Source organism: Cupriavidus sp. H19C3 (assembly GCF_049393815.1).
Classification (GTDB): domain Bacteria; phylum Pseudomonadota; class Gammaproteobacteria; order Burkholderiales; family Burkholderiaceae; genus Cupriavidus.
The window spans coordinates 4,133,594-4,147,262 of the sequence record NZ_CP184985.1 but is presented as its reverse complement, the minus strand read 5'-3'; the positions used below and the strand labels follow the sequence as shown (position 1 = coordinate 4,147,262).

Annotated in this window: 13 protein-coding genes; 10 read left to right on the top strand and 3 right to left on the bottom strand. The window is 66.1% G+C overall.

Annotated features, from left to right (window positions below):
• Window positions 1–196: 196 nt before the first annotated feature.
• The 10 genes from DFLDMN_RS19140 (at window position 197) to DFLDMN_RS19095 (ending at window position 10,517) form a co-directional block, all read left to right on the top strand.
• Window positions 197–922, top strand: coding sequence for a YebC/PmpR family DNA-binding transcriptional regulator (locus DFLDMN_RS19140; RefSeq protein ID WP_423196423.1), 726 nt, complete (start codon window positions 197–199; stop codon window positions 920–922).
• Between the two features lie 84 nt (window positions 923–1,006).
• Window positions 1,007–2,275 (top strand): phosphoribosylamine--glycine ligase, encoded by a 1,269-nt coding sequence (gene purD, locus DFLDMN_RS19135; protein WP_423196422.1) that lies wholly within the window; start codon window positions 1,007–1,009, stop codon window positions 2,273–2,275.
• Window positions 2,276–2,493: 218 nt separating this feature from the next.
• Entirely contained in the window at window positions 2,494–3,408 is a 915-nt protein-coding gene (gene hemF, locus DFLDMN_RS19130; RefSeq protein WP_423196421.1) for an oxygen-dependent coproporphyrinogen oxidase, read from the top strand.
• A gap of 19 nt (window positions 3,409–3,427) precedes the next feature.
• Window positions 3,428–4,132, top strand: coding sequence for a nicotinate-nucleotide adenylyltransferase (locus tag DFLDMN_RS19125; protein ID WP_423196420.1), 705 nt, complete (start codon window positions 3,428–3,430; stop codon window positions 4,130–4,132).
• Between the two features lie 54 nt (window positions 4,133–4,186).
• Entirely contained in the window at window positions 4,187–4,957 is a 771-nt protein-coding gene (gene rsfS / locus DFLDMN_RS19120; RefSeq protein WP_423196419.1) for a ribosome silencing factor, read from the top strand.
• A gap of 32 nt (window positions 4,958–4,989) precedes the next feature.
• Entirely contained in the window at window positions 4,990–5,466 is a 477-nt protein-coding gene (gene rlmH, locus DFLDMN_RS19115; RefSeq protein ID WP_423196418.1) for a 23S rRNA (pseudouridine(1915)-N(3))-methyltransferase RlmH, read from the top strand.
• Window positions 5,467–5,491: 25 nt separating this feature from the next.
• Entirely contained in the window at window positions 5,492–6,121 is a 630-nt protein-coding gene (locus DFLDMN_RS19110; RefSeq protein ID WP_423196417.1) for a Maf family protein, read from the top strand.
• Window positions 6,122–6,142: 21 nt separating this feature from the next.
• Window positions 6,143–7,606 (top strand): ribonuclease G, encoded by a 1,464-nt coding sequence (rng, locus tag DFLDMN_RS19105; RefSeq protein ID WP_423196416.1) that lies wholly within the window; start codon window positions 6,143–6,145, stop codon window positions 7,604–7,606.
• 180 nt (window positions 7,607–7,786) lie between these two features.
• Window positions 7,787–8,713, top strand: coding sequence for a Bug family tripartite tricarboxylate transporter substrate binding protein (locus DFLDMN_RS19100; RefSeq protein WP_423198481.1), 927 nt, complete (start codon window positions 7,787–7,789; stop codon window positions 8,711–8,713).
• Window positions 8,714–9,041: 328 nt separating this feature from the next.
• Complete coding sequence (locus DFLDMN_RS19095) at window positions 9,042–10,517, top strand: LamG-like jellyroll fold domain-containing protein (RefSeq protein WP_423196415.1); 1,476 nt, start codon at window positions 9,042–9,044, stop codon at window positions 10,515–10,517.
• Window positions 10,518–10,652: 135 nt separating this feature from the next.
• Here the strand turns inward: DFLDMN_RS19095 and DFLDMN_RS19090 are convergent, their stop codons facing one another.
• From DFLDMN_RS19090 to DFLDMN_RS19080, 3 genes are read right to left on the bottom strand one after another with little or no spacing between them, the layout of a single operon-like run.
• Window positions 10,653–11,462 carry a carbohydrate ABC transporter permease gene (locus DFLDMN_RS19090; RefSeq protein WP_423196414.1) on the bottom strand — a complete coding sequence of 270 codons (810 nt, stop codon included), beginning with the start codon at window positions 11,460–11,462 and terminating at the stop codon, window positions 10,653–10,655.
• Window positions 11,459–12,343 (bottom strand): carbohydrate ABC transporter permease, encoded by an 885-nt coding sequence (locus DFLDMN_RS19085; protein ID WP_423196413.1) that lies wholly within the window; start codon window positions 12,341–12,343, stop codon window positions 11,459–11,461. Before DFLDMN_RS19085 ends, DFLDMN_RS19090 begins: the two co-directional genes overlap by 4 nt.
• Entirely contained in the window at window positions 12,343–13,629 is a 1,287-nt protein-coding gene (locus DFLDMN_RS19080; protein WP_423196412.1) for an ABC transporter substrate-binding protein, read from the bottom strand. The genes DFLDMN_RS19085 and DFLDMN_RS19080 overlap by 1 nt, the downstream gene beginning before the upstream one ends.
• Window positions 13,630–13,669: the final 40 nt, after the last annotated feature.

Genomic DNA, 13,669 nt, shown 5'->3' with positions numbered 1-13,669 from the left:
AGGAAACGAACGGCAACCGGACAGCAACCGGGCAGTACATGCGCTGCCCCGGCCAGAACGCGGGCCAAGCCGCGTGATAAAATCCTGCGCTGATTATAGCCAGCAGCTTGGCACATTCATCACATGGCGCGCACGCTGATGCCCTCACGCTGCCTCCTCGCGCCGCCGCGTTGTTCCGCCTCGGAGAGAAGAAATCATGGCCGGTCATTCCAAATGGGCCAACATCAAGCACAAGAAAGCCGCCGCTGACGCCAAGCGCGGCAAGATCTGGACACGCCTGATCAAGGAAATCACCGTGGCCGCCAAGCTCGGCGGCGGCGATGCCGACTCCAACCCGCGCCTGCGCCTGTCCATCGACAAGGCCATGGACGCCAACATGCCCAAGGACAACATCCAGCGCGCGATCCAGCGCGGCGTGGGTGGCCTGGAGGGCGCCAACTACGAGGAAATCCGCTATGAGGGCTACGGCCTGGCGGGTGCCGCGATCATCGTCGACTGCCTGACCGATAACCGCACGCGTACCGTCGCGGAAGTCCGTCACGCGTTCTCCAAGCATGGCGGCAACATGGGCACCGAGGGTTCGGTGGCGTTCATGTTCACCCATTGCGGCCAGTTCCTGTTTGCCCCGGGCACGCCCGAGGACAAGCTGATGGAAGCCGCGCTGGAAGCCGGCGCCGACGACGTGGTGAGCAACGAGGATGGCTCGATCGAGGTCACCTGCCCGCCCAACGACTTCCCGGCCGTGAAGACCGCGCTCGAAGCCGCCGGCTTCAAGGCCGAAGTGGCCGACGTGGTGATGAAGCCGCAGAACGAGGTGAGCTTTACCGGCGACGATGCCGCGAAGATGCAGAAGCTGCTCGATGTCCTGGAAAACCTGGACGACGTGCAGGAAGTCTTCACCAACGCGGTCATCGAGGAATAACGCCTCCGTGCCCCCAAACATGGCGGCAGTCCGGCCTGGTCCGACTGCCGCTTCTTGCATGCGTTTCTTTTCTGGCAGTGGATCATGAAAGTATTGGTTGTCGGCTCGGGTGGTCGTGAACACGCGCTGGCCTGGAAGTTGGCCCAGTCGCCCAAGGTACAGGTGGTGTACGTGGCGCCGGGCAACGGCGGGACGGCGCTCGACAAGCGGCTGCAGAACGTGCCGCTGACCGATCCGGAAGTGCTGGCCGCCTTTGCCGAGCGCGAAGCGGTGCACTTCACGGTGGTCGGTCCCGAGGCCCCGCTGGCGGCGGGCATCGTCGACGTCTTCCGTGCGCGCGGCCTGCGCATCTTCGGCCCGACCCGGGCCGCGGCCCAGCTCGAGTCGTCGAAGGACTTCGCCAAGGCCTTCATGCATCGCCACGGCATTCCCACCGCCGCCTACCAGACCTTCTCCGACGCCGCGCGTGCCCATGCCTATATCGATGCGCAAGGCGCGCCGATCGTGATCAAGGCCGATGGCCTGGCCGCCGGCAAGGGTGTGGTGGTGGCGATGTCGCTGGAAGAAGCGCATCACGCCGTCGACATGATGCTGGCCGACAACAAGCTCGGCGACGCCGGCGCGCGCGTGGTGATCGAGGAATTCCTGGCCGGCGAGGAAGCCAGCTTTATCGTCCTGGTCGATGGCAAGAACGTGCTGGCCCTGGCCACCAGCCAGGATCACAAGCGCCTGCTGGATGCCGACGCCGGCCCCAACACCGGCGGCATGGGTGCGTACTCGCCCGCGCCGGTGGTCACGCCCGCGCTGCATGCGCGCGCGCTGCGCGAGATCATCCTGCCGACCGTGCGCGGCATGGAAAAAGACGGCATTCCCTATACCGGCTTCCTCTATGCCGGCCTGATGATCGACAAGGACGGCAATCCGAAGACGCTGGAGTTCAACTGCCGCATGGGCGATCCGGAAACCCAGCCGATCATGGCGCGCCTGAAGACGGACCTCGTCGACGTGATGGAAGCCGCGGTCACGGGCAAGCTCGACGAGATCGAACTCGACTGGGACCGCCGTACCGCGCTGGGCGTGGTGATGGCCGCGTACAACTACCCGGAAGCGCCGCGCAAGGGTGACGTGATTACCGGCATTCCGGCCGAAACCGAGGATGCGGTGACGTTCCACGCGGGGACCACGCTGCAGGACGGCAAGCTGCTGACCTCGGGTGGCCGCGTGCTGTGTGTGGTGGGCCTGGCGGATACGGTCAAGGCGGCGCAGAAGAACGCGTATGCCGCGGTCGAGCAGATTCGCTTCGATGGCATGCAGTTCCGCACCGATATTGGCTACCGCGCAATTCGGCGTTAACGCCGTTTTCTATCGCCACTCGCCATCGGGCCGGCCGCACGCGGCTTTGCCAGCCCGGTACAATCGTGACACCATGATGACCGCCGACGCTGTTCATCGCAGCGCCGGCGGTTTTGCCACCAGCCTCGGCCACTGCAACGCTGCCAGCTGCCACCCTGCATTCAGGTAACCCCGCTGCGCTGCATGTCACGAAGCCCCGACGCGAAGCGTTCTTTATCATGACGATCGACACCCAGGCAGTCCGCACGTATCTGCTCGGTCTGCAAGACCGCATCACCGACGCCATCTCTGCAGTGGACGGACAACCGTTTCTGACCGATGCCTGGGAGAAGCCGCCCACGGAACGTCTGCGCGGCAGCGGCCGCACGCGGATCCTGGAGGGCGGCGCCGTGATGGAGCGCGCGGGCGTAGGTTTCTCGGATGTGCGCGGCGACACGCTGCCGCCTTCCGCCACCGCCAACCGCCCCGAGCTGGCCGGGCGCAGCTTCGAGGCCACCGGCGTCTCGCTGGTCTTTCATCCGCGCAATCCGTACGTGCCCACCGTCCATATGAACGTGCGCTGCTTCGTGGCCGTCAAGCCCGATGCGGAGCCCGTGTGGTGGTTTGGCGGCGGCATGGACCTGACGCCGTACTATGGCAACGCGGACGACTGCGCGCATTTCCATCGCACCTGCCGCCAGGCGCTGGCGCCGTTCGGCGACGACCTGTATCCGCGCTTCAAGCAATGGTGCGACGAGTATTTCTTCCTCAAGCATCGCGGCGAGGCGCGCGGCATCGGCGGGGTGTTCTTCGACGATTTCTCGGCGCTGGGCTTCGCGCAGAGCTTCGCCATGATGCAGGCCGTCGGCGATGCGTTCCTCGACGCCTACCTGCCGATCCTGCAGGCGCGCAAGGACATGCCGTACGGCGAGCGCGAGCGCGACTTCCAGGCGTATCGCCGCGGGCGCTATGTGGAATTCAATCTGGTCTTCGACCGCGGCACGCTGTTCGGCCTGCAATCGGGCGGCCGTGCCGAGTCCATCCTGATGTCGATGCCGCCGCAGGTCAGCTGGCGTTACGACTGGAAACCCGAACCCGGCAGCGCCGAGGCGGCCTTATACACCGACTTCCTGCCCTCGCGGGACTGGACCTGATCGCGAGCGCCCCCACACGATGACGGCATCCGCACCCGCTTTCCGACGACGAACCGCCCCGCCCGGACGCCCGTATCGACTGGGTATCCTCGGCGGCACCTTCGACCCGCCCCACCGCGGCCACGTCGCCCTCGCGCAACTGTTTCTGGAACACCTGGCGCTGGACGAACTGCTGTGGATACCGACCGGACAGTCGTGGCAGAAGGGCAGCGACGTCACGCCCGCCGAAGACCGCCTGCATATGACTGAAATCGCGGCGGCGTCGGTGGTTCCCGGCGAGGCCTACGTCCATGTGAGCCGGATGGAGGTCGATCGCGCCGGCCCCAGCTATACCATCGACACCGTCATGCAATTGCGCGAGCAATATGGCCCGGAGGCTTCGATGTCGTGGCTGATGGGTGCCGACCAGTTGCTGCGCCTGCACACCTGGCACGGCTGGGAGGCGCTGTTCCAGCATGTGCACCTGTGCATCGCCACACGCCCGGGTTTCGAGCTGTCCACGCTCGACGGGCCGGTACGGGAGGCGATGTCGGCGCGGCTGGCGGACACGCACCTGATACAATGCTCGCCCTCCGGCCATATGTGGATCGACCAGACGCTCGCCGTCGACCTCTCGTCCACGGGCCTGCGTGAGCGTCTGGCGCATGAGGAGGTCGCGGATGACCGACTGCCGGACGGCGTGGCACACTACATCGCCAGCCACGGTCTGTATCGCAAGGCATGAGCCGCCTCGCACTCCCCCAATTCCGATCGAAGCAAGCTGAACAAGAAAGACACCATGGATATTCGTAAACTGCAACGCGCCATCGTCGACGGGCTCGAGGATGTCAAAGCGCAGGACATCAAGGTGTTCGACACCACTCACCTGACCGAACTGTTCGACCGGGTGGTGATCGCCAGCGGCAATTCGAATCGGCAGACCAAGGCGCTGGCCGCTTCCGTGCGCGACACGGTCAAGGAAGCCGGCGGCCATATCGTGGCCGTGGAAGGCCTGGAGACCGGCGAGTGGGTGCTGGTGGACTGCGGCGACGCCGTGGTGCACATTCTGCAGCCGCAGCTTCGGCTCTACTACAACCTCGAGGAAATCTGGGGCGACAAGCCGGTACGCATGAAGCTGGCCGGCGCCCGCAGCCTGGCCAAGGCCAGCGAGCCGATGGACGACGAGGAAGAGGAAGCGCCGTCGCCGCGTACGCGCCGTGCGTCGAACCTGCGTCCCGCGCTGGCGCGCCTGCCCGAGGGCATGAAGGAGCCGTCGCCGCCGATGGGCCACGAGGATACCGATCCGGACGCGATCGCCACCATCCGCAAGCCGGTACGCAAGACGTCGAGCGGCGGCGCGGTCAAGACCGCCGCCAAGACCACCACCGCGCGCAAGACCGCCGCGGGCGGGGCGGCGCGCAAGACGGCGGCGGGCACCAGGACCACCACGGCGCGCAAGGCGCCGACCAAGACCGCGCCCAAGGTCGGCACCAAAGCGACCACCAAGGCGACCACCAAAGCCGCCACCAAGTCGGCCGCGCCGCGCAAGCGCACGACCCGTTCGGCCTGACGGTCGGATCCGGATCCTGCGGGCAGCGACGCATGCAACTCGTGATCGTGGCGGTGGGCCACAAGATGCCTGCCTGGATCGAATCCGGCTTCGCGGAGTATGCCAAGCGCATGCCGCCCGAGCTGCGCATCGAGCTGCGCGAAATCAAGCCGGAGGCCCGCTCCTCCGGCAGCAACGCCGCCACCGTGATGCAACGCGAGGCGGCGCGCATCGAAGCCGCCCTCTCCGGGCTGACGCGGCCGCGCATCATCGCACTCGATGAACGCGGCAAGGACCTGACCACGGTACAGCTGGCCCAGCAGTTGACCGGCTGGCAGCGCGAAGGCGGCGATGTGGCCTTCCTGATCGGCGGTGCCGACGGGCTCGATCCTGCCCTCAAGGCGCGCGCCAACGGTCTGATCCGGCTCTCGAGCCTGACGCTGCCGCACGGCATGGTGCGCGTGCTGCTGGCCGAGCAACTCTATCGCGCGTGGTCCGTCACGCAGAACCATCCGTACCACCGCGTCTGACCGGCGTGGTGACAGGGCTCCCAACATGCGCCACGACACGCCCCAAGACACGCCCCAAGACACCCTCTACCTCGCTTCCCAGAGCCCGCGCCGGCGCGAACTGCTGACCCAGCTCGGCGTGCGCTACGAACTGCTGCTCGCCGGTGGCGACGAGGATGCCGAAGCGCTCGAAGCGGTACTGCCTGGCGAAAGCCCCGACGACTATGTGCAACGGGTGTGCGCGTTGAAGGCGGAGGCCGCCCAGCGCCGGCGCGAGCGGCGCGGCCTGCCCCCCTGCCCCATCCTGACTTCGGACACCACGGTCTGCCGTGGCGGCGACATTCTCGGCAAACCCGGCGACGCGGCCGAGGCGGCCGCCATGCTGGCTTCGCTGTCCGGCACCACGCATCGGGTGCTGACCGCCGTGACGGTGGTGTCGACGCTTGGTGCGCGGCATGCCTTGTCGATCTCCGACGTCACATTCCGACCGGTCAGCGCCGCCGAGATCGACCGCTACGTCGCCAGCGGCGAGCCGCTCGGCAAGGCCGGCGCGTACGGCATTCAGGGGCGCGCGGCCGAGTTCATCGAACGTATCTCGGGAAGCTATTCGGGTATCATGGGACTACCATTATTCGAGACAGCGGCGTTGCTGCGCGAGGCTGGATTGCGCTTCTGACCCGCGGCGTAATCCACCGCCATGACTGAAGACATCCTAGTCAACATCACGCCGCAAGAAACACGCGTCGCCATCGTCCAGCAGGCCGCCGTGCAGGAACTGCATGTGGAGCGGACGCTCACGCGCGGGCTGGTCGGCAATATCTATCTGGGCAAGGTGGTACGCGTGCTGCCGGGCATGCAGTCGGCCTTCATCGACATTGGCCTCGAACGCGCCGCCTTTCTCCACGTGGCCGATATCTGGCACCCGCGCGACCACGACGGCAAGAACGGCGCGCAGCTCGCCATCGAAAAGACCCTGTACGAAGGCCAGGCGCTGATGGTGCAGGTCATCAAGGACCCGATCGGCACCAAGGGCGCGCGGCTGTCGACCCAGGTCAGTATCGCGGGACGCACGCTGGTGTATCTGCCGCAGGACCCGCATATCGGCATCTCCCAGCGCATCGAAGGCGAGGTCGACCGCGAGGCGCTGCGCGCGCGCGTGCAGGGCCTGGTGCCCGGCGACGAACGCGGCGGCTTTATCGTTCGGACCATTGCCGAGGAAGCCAGCGACGACGAGCTCAGCAACGACATCGCCTACCTGCGCAAGATCTGGGGCGCGATCAAGCTCAACGCCACCACGCTGCCGGCGCCGAGTCTGCTTTATCAGGATCTGAACCTGGCCCAGCGCGTGTTACGCGACTTCATCAGCGATGCCACCGGCGTGATCCAGGTCGATTCGCGCGAGAACTATCTCAAGCTGGTCGAGTTTGCGCAGGAGTACACGCCCGCGGTGCTGCCGCGGCTGTCGCACTACACCGGCGAGCGGCCGATCTTCGACCTGTTCAATATCGACGCGGAAATCGAAAAGGCGCTGTCGCGGCGCGTGGATCTCAAGTCGGGCGGCTATCTGATGATCGACCAGACCGAGGCGATGACGACGATCGACGTCAACACCGGCGGCTATGTCGGCGCGCGCAACTTCGACGACACGATCTTCAAGACCAATCTCGAAGCCGCGCATACCATCGCGCGCCAGCTGCGGCTGCGCAACCTCGGCGGCATCATCATCATCGACTTCATCGACATGGAGAACGCCGAGCATCGCGATGCCGTGCTCTCCGAGCTGAAGAAGGCGCTCTCGCGCGACCGCACGCGCATCACGGTCAACAACTTCTCGCAGCTCGGGCTGGTGGAGATGACGCGCAAGCGCACCCGCGAATCGCTCGCGCACGTGCTATGCGAACAGTGCCCGGTGTGCTCCGGCAAGGGCCAGGTCAAGACGCCACGCACCGTGTGCTACGACATCCTGCGCGAAATCATGCGCGAGTCGCGCCAGTTCAATCCCCGCGAATTCCGCATCCTGGCCTCGCAGGAAGTGATCGACCTCTTCCTCGAGGAAGAGAGCCAGCACCTGGCCATGCTCGGCGATTTCATCGGCAAACCGATCTCGCTGCAGGTCGAGTCGACGTTTCATCAGGAGCAGTACGACATCATCCTGATGTAGCGTGCGAAGGATGGTACCTGGCTCCACGGACAACATATCGTGAAGAGCCCTGACGGCCCCGGAGGCGCGGGACGTCTGCGCGTAGAATCTCGTCTGATGACGCCGATCAGAAGCGTCGCGCACCTGCAATCATTCGAGGAGATTCTGTTGAAGCCGTCCCGCAACCATCTCGTTGCGCTGATGCTGGCTGTCGCCGGCACCGCGCACGCTGCCTATCCCGACCGTCCCATCAAGCTGATCGTGCCGTTTCCCCCCGGGCAGGCGACCGATATCTTTGCGCGCGCCCTTGCCGAGAAGCTTGGCAAGCAGCTGGGGCAGTCCATCGTGGTGGAGAACCGTGCCGGTGCGGGCGGCAATATCGGCATGGAGGTGGCGGCGAAAGCGCCGGCCGATGGTTATACGCTGGTCATGGCCGGCAGTGCGATGGCGATCAACCAGACCCTCTACAAGAAGCTCAACTACGATCCGCTCAAGGACTTCGCGCCGGTCACCGGCGTGTTTTCGGTACCGTTGATCTTCCTGGCCACGCCGCAGTCGGGTTTCAGATCGCTACCGGAACTGATTGCCAAGGCCAAGGCGGCGCCGGGCAAGTACAGCTATGCGAGCGCCGGCATCGGTGGCACACAGCACCTGTCCGCGGAAATGCTGAAGGCGCAGACCGGTGTGTTTATCGTGCATATCCCCTACAAGGGCAGCGGCCCGGCGCAGGCCGATTTTCTGGGCAATCAGATTCCGCTGATGGTCGATTCGGTGACGGCGGCCATGCCGCTGGTGCAGAGCGGCAAGGCGGTGCCGCTGGCGGTGACGACGGCCCGGCGTGTGCCGCAGTTGCAGTCGGTGCCGACCGTGCGCGAGGCAGGCGTGCCGGGCTTCGAGGCGGTTGGCTGGGCCATCCTGATGGCGCCCGCGGGCACGCCGCCTGCAACCGTGAGCCTGCTCAATGCGGAGGCGGTGAAGGCGTTGCAGTCGCCCGAACTGAGCAGGTTCATCACCGATCGTGGCTCGGAGCCGATGCCGATGACGCCTGCCGAGACCGGCAAGTTCGTCGACAGCGAGATTCGCAAGTGGGCGCCCGTTGTGAAGCGGTCCGGGGCAACCGCGGATTGAGATGTCGCCGGCCGCCGGCGCGGGCGGGGCGACGGCGCCCTGCCCTCTCCCTTCCCTCTCCCTTCCCTCTCCCTTCCCTCTCCCTTCCCTCTCCCTTCCCTCTCCTCGTCCTCTCCTTGCCTCACCCTCGCCGCTGAGCAAATGAAAGCGATGTAGTTTCATATCGCCGTCACGATCCTGCCACGGACTGTCTTCGACAATCGCCTGCGTCACGTGCCGCTGCCGCACCTTGTCGCCGCACCATGGTGGGGTGCGCCGCGTGATCGCGGGCCTTCCGGCATGTCTTGCCGGCCCGTGTTCCGCTCAATCCAACACGACGAGATCCTGAATGACTTCAACCATCCAGTTGTATCGACGTTTCATTCGCGCATGGCTTTGGCTGCTGCTGGTGGCGCCGCTGGCCGCGCAAGCCAGCGCTTACTGGAACGGGGTGGACCGCGCCCTGCCCGCCTCGCCGCTGGGCAATACCGTGGCGCTGTCCTGCCACAACTGCTACGGTGCCAGCACCGCCGCCACCAACACCCAGGTGGCCATGGCGCTAGCGCGCGGCTTCGACCTGATCGAGTTCGACCTGACCCTGCACGCCGACGGTCAGGTCTATGTCGAGCACGCGCATAGCAACAGCGCCGTCGGCACGCTGGTCGACGCGCTGGCCAATACCAGTCTGCAGCAGAGCGACCGGCTGCTGTTCCTGGAGATCAAGGAAAACTACGCCACCGCGGCCGACAGCGACAAGCTGATGCTCGGCGTGCTGCGCGCGGTGCGGGACTGGGGCTATGCCCGGGCCGGCCGCCCCGTGGTGCTGCGTGCGTTCATGGACGGCAATAACCGTCATCAACACCTGGTGCGCGCCAAGGCACTGCTCGCGCAGTCCGAGTTTGCCGGCATTCGCGACCACGTGCGCTTTCACACGCTGATCGAGAAGGACATTCGCAACGGCATTCGCACCACCCAAAGCCTCGGCTTCAACGGCGTCGAACTCGAATACCGCATGGCCAACCTGTATGGCGCGCTGATGCAGGCCAAGCTGCTTGGCCTGGGCGCCGGCGTCTATACCACCCCCGCCAGCATGGGCGAAGCGTATCTGTCGGCGCTGCGCGAGGACGTGGACTTCATCACGACCGAATACGACCGCGGGACCACGCCGCTGGCGAGCTCGGCACGGTCGCTGATCGCCGAGCCGACCGCGCTGCTGTACATGAACACGGCCCGGCAGACCGCATGGCCGCTGACCTACCAGCGCACCAACGGGACCCGGTACGCGGTGCCGCAAAGCGCCACCACGCCGACGCTCGAATCGCTGGCAGTTACCTCCGACGAGGATCGTGTCGGCGGCAGCATGGTGTTCAGCGGCGCGCAGTCGGTCACCACGTGGCAGGCGGACAACGACGTCAACGGCGGCTATCTGGTCAGCGCGGTGGTCAACTTCGACGATCTGACCTCGGGCGCCACCGCATCGATCCTCGCCAAGAGCGATGCGGGCGCGTTTGCGCTCGAACAGACCGGTACCACGCTGCGTTTCGGCGTGTACGTGGGCGGCGCCTACCATTACGCGACGGCCTCGCTGGTGGCGCTCAATGGCACCAACTCGTACTTTATCGTCGGCGCGTATGACGGCAATGGCGCGGTGCGGCTGTGGGTCAACAATGTCGAGGGCTTGCCATCGGCGACCGTAGTGGGCGGCGTCGGCCTCAATACCAGCCCGATCGTGATCGGCGCGGATCCGCAAGGCGCAACGGATCGCCGCTACTTCTTCAAGGGGAAGATCCAGCAGGTGATGGTGCAGCGCTGGCGGAACCACTGAGCTGGCCATGGCGCGTGACGTGGCGCGCCTTGGTCTGGCGTAGCCGCGCGGGGCGGCGGCAAGCACCGCCCCGGCCGGCCACGCGGCCCGACCGCGGCGCCCACGTCGCACCGGCTGGCAGCGCCCGGCCCGCTGCTACTTCACGCCCGCCTGCATGAACGACTGCATGAACTGCCGCTGGAACAGCAAAAAGGCGAGCACCAGCGGACCCACGCACAACAGCGTGCCGGCCGACAGCACGCCCCAGTCCACGCCGGTCTCCGGCGCCGCAAACAGCGCCATCCCGACGGTCACCGGCCGGCTGGCCTCGGTCTGCGTGGCCACCAGCGGCCACAGGAAGTTGTTCCAGTGATAGCTGACGGACACCAGCGCATAGGCCAGATAGGTCGGCCGCGCCAGCGGCACATACACCTTCAGCAGGATGCCGAGCCGACCCAGCCCTGCGATGCGCGCCGCGTCCTCAAGCTCCTGCGGCACGGTCATGAAGGTCTGACGCAGCAAGAAGATGCCGAACGCGCTGGCGATGTAGGGCAGCGCCACACCAAGCCAGGTATCCACCTGCCCCAGCCGCGCAATGGTGAGGTAGTTCCCGACGATCAACACCTCGGGCATCACCATCAATTGCAGCAGCACCAGGCCGAACACCACGCCACGGCCGCCGAAGCGCAGGCGCGCGAGCGCGTAGCCGGCCAGCGTGCACACCACCAGTTGCAGCACCAGCAGCAACGTAACGATGCACACGGTATTGAGCAGGTAGCGTGCAAACGGCGCCACGCTCCACGCCTGCGGAAAATTGCCCAGGCCCCAGGGTGTCTGCAGGCTCAGCCGCATGGCCTCGCCGCCCGGATGAAACGCGCCCCAGCACAGCAACAGCAGCGGCGAGATCCACAACAGGCCGGCCACCGCGGCGGCAACCGGAATCAGGACAGTGCGGAATGACGTCATCGGTAATGGATGCGGTTGCGCGACAGCGCGAACTGGACCGCCGAGCACAGCGCCAGCAAGGCCAGCAGCACGATGGTCAGCGCCCCGGCATAGCTCGCGTCCTGGAACTTGAACGCGATCTCGTAGAGGTAGTACAGCAGCAGCGAACTGGCGTTGTTGGGACCGCCACGGGTCAGCACGAACAGATGGTCGACCAGCTTGAAAGCGTTGATCAGCGCATTGACCACCACGAACAGCGTGGTCGGCGCCAGCAACGGCAGCACCACGCGGCGCAGCCGGTACCATGCCGACGGCGATTCGAGCCGCGCCGCATCGAGCTGCTCGGTCGAGATCGACTGCAATGCCGCGAGGTAGAAGATCATGAAGAAGCCAGCCTCCTTCCAGATGGTGACGACCATCAGCGCCGGCAGCACGGTGTCGATATCGCCGAGCCAGTTGCGGCCGGACATGCCGCCCCACGCCAGCAGCCGGTTCAGCAAGCCGATATCGGGCGCATAAAAAAACAGCCAGACATTGGCCGCAGCCACCATCGGCAGCACCGTGGGGGTAAAGAAAGCCAGGCGCAGGAGCCCGCGCCCGGCATGGCGCTGGTTGACCCACAACGCCATCGCCAGCGCCAGGATCACCGATACGGGCACGGTGACCAGCGCATACCAGAGGTTGTTGCGCACGGCCTGGCGAAACACCGGGTCGTCCAGCAATGCCGCGAAGTTGTCGGCGCCGGAGAATGCCGGCGGCATGCCGGGCGCCTGCGTATGCAAGGCATCCCACAGGCTGCCGGCGATGGGCCAGTACGTAAAGGCGCCCAGCAGCAGCAACGCGGGCAACAGCATGAGCCAGGCCTGCGCGGCCTGGCCCGAGGCGCGTTGACTGGCGCGCATCAACGCTGATACGGCTTGAGGACGCGCTCGGCCTGCGCCTGCGCGCCGGTCAGCGCCGCACGCGGTTCCTGCTGGCCGGCGATGGCCGATTGCAGCGCGTCTTCCAGCAGCTTGCGCACGCGGCCGGCCTGATGGGTCGACAGCTCGGCGGTGGCCACCGACAACTGATCGCGCGCCACCAGCGATTGCGGCACCTTGGCTGCATAGTCCCTGAGCGTCGGCGTCTCGTAGCTGGCCGGGCTCACGCCCATATAGCCGGTGGCCACGCTCCATTGCGCCGAGCGCTCGGGGGCGGTCAGGAACTTGACCAGGCGGAAGGCCGCGCGCTGCTCAACATCGCTGCCGCTCTTGAACAGGTAGAAGTTGCCACCGCCGGTGGGCGAACCCGGCTCGGTGTTGCCGGGCAGCGGCGCCACACCGACATCGAACTTCGCCTCCTTGAGCACGGCGGTCAGGTTGCCGGTGGAATGCCACATCATCGCGGTCTTGCCCTCGACGAAGTTCTGGCGCAGCGTGCCCCATTCGATCAGGCCTTTCGGGCTCACGCCCTCCTTCGCCAGCGACGTCCAGTATTCGAGCGCCTGCACCGCCTTGGGACTGTCGAACATGGTGCGCGTGCCGGCCGGATTCATCAGCGTCTGGCCGTTCTGCTTGGTCAGCGCGCCAAACATCCAGTAGGCGTAACCGGTCGACGGGATCATCACGCCCCAGCGCCGGGTGGTGTTGCCATCGCGCTGCACCAGCCGGGCGGCGGCCTCGCGCATGTCGGTCCACGTGCGCGGCGGCTGGTCCGGATTGAGGCCCGCCTGGCGGAAGGCATCCTTGTTGTAGAACATCACGATGGTGGAACGCTGGAACGGAATGCCCCAGGTCTTGCCATCGGCACGGCCGTTGTCCATCAGGCCCGGATAGAAGCCTTGCAGCCAGGCCTTGTCTTCCGGCGTGGTGGCAAAGTCGTCGAACGGGCGAATCACGCCGAGGTCCTTGAGTTCATGCAGGTCGATCGAGAACAGCACCGAGGTCTGCACCGGTGTGCCCGCCTTGAGCGCGGCCAGAGCCTTGGTGCGGGCGTCGTCGTAGTTGCCGGCATAGATCGCATTGACCTTGACGTCCGGGTTGGCCTGCTCGAACTCGCCGACCAGACGGTCCACCACCTGCGTGAGCGGGCCGCCGACCGAGACCGGGTAATACATCGTGACCTGCGTCGGCGCTGCCGCGGCGGTCAGCGAGGCAAGGCTGGTAAGGGTGCCGAGCGCGAGGGCCAGGCATCGGTGCTTGAACGACATGAAGGCTCCTTGGGAAGGTCGGATACAACGGGTAAGCGAT

Excerpts from the sequence above, each read along its gene's own strand:
- DFLDMN_RS19140 (WP_423196423.1), top strand. The coding sequence starts at position 197 with ATGGCCGGTCATTCCAAATGGGCCAACATCAAGCACAAGAAAGCCGCC.
- purD (WP_423196422.1), top strand. The coding sequence starts at position 1,007 with ATGAAAGTATTGGTTGTCGGCTCGGGTGGTCGTGAACACGCGCTGGCC.
- hemF (WP_423196421.1), top strand. The coding sequence starts at position 2,494 with ATGACGATCGACACCCAGGCAGTCCGCACGTATCTGCTCGGTCTGCAA.
- DFLDMN_RS19125 (WP_423196420.1), top strand. The coding sequence starts at position 3,428 with ATGACGGCATCCGCACCCGCTTTCCGACGACGAACCGCCCCGCCCGGA.
- rsfS (WP_423196419.1), top strand. The coding sequence starts at position 4,187 with ATGGATATTCGTAAACTGCAACGCGCCATCGTCGACGGGCTCGAGGAT.
- rlmH (WP_423196418.1), top strand. The coding sequence starts at position 4,990 with ATGCAACTCGTGATCGTGGCGGTGGGCCACAAGATGCCTGCCTGGATC.
- DFLDMN_RS19110 (WP_423196417.1), top strand. The coding sequence starts at position 5,492 with ATGCGCCACGACACGCCCCAAGACACGCCCCAAGACACCCTCTACCTC.
- rng (WP_423196416.1), top strand. The coding sequence starts at position 6,143 with ATGACTGAAGACATCCTAGTCAACATCACGCCGCAAGAAACACGCGTC.
- DFLDMN_RS19100 (WP_423198481.1), top strand. The coding sequence starts at position 7,787 with ATGCTGGCTGTCGCCGGCACCGCGCACGCTGCCTATCCCGACCGTCCC.
- DFLDMN_RS19095 (WP_423196415.1), top strand. The coding sequence starts at position 9,042 with ATGACTTCAACCATCCAGTTGTATCGACGTTTCATTCGCGCATGGCTT.
- DFLDMN_RS19090 (WP_423196414.1), bottom strand. The coding sequence starts at position 11,462 with ATGACGTCATTCCGCACTGTCCTGATTCCGGTTGCCGCCGCGGTGGCC.
- DFLDMN_RS19085 (WP_423196413.1), bottom strand. The coding sequence starts at position 12,343 with ATGCGCGCCAGTCAACGCGCCTCGGGCCAGGCCGCGCAGGCCTGGCTC.
- DFLDMN_RS19080 (WP_423196412.1), bottom strand. The coding sequence starts at position 13,629 with ATGTCGTTCAAGCACCGATGCCTGGCCCTCGCGCTCGGCACCCTTACC.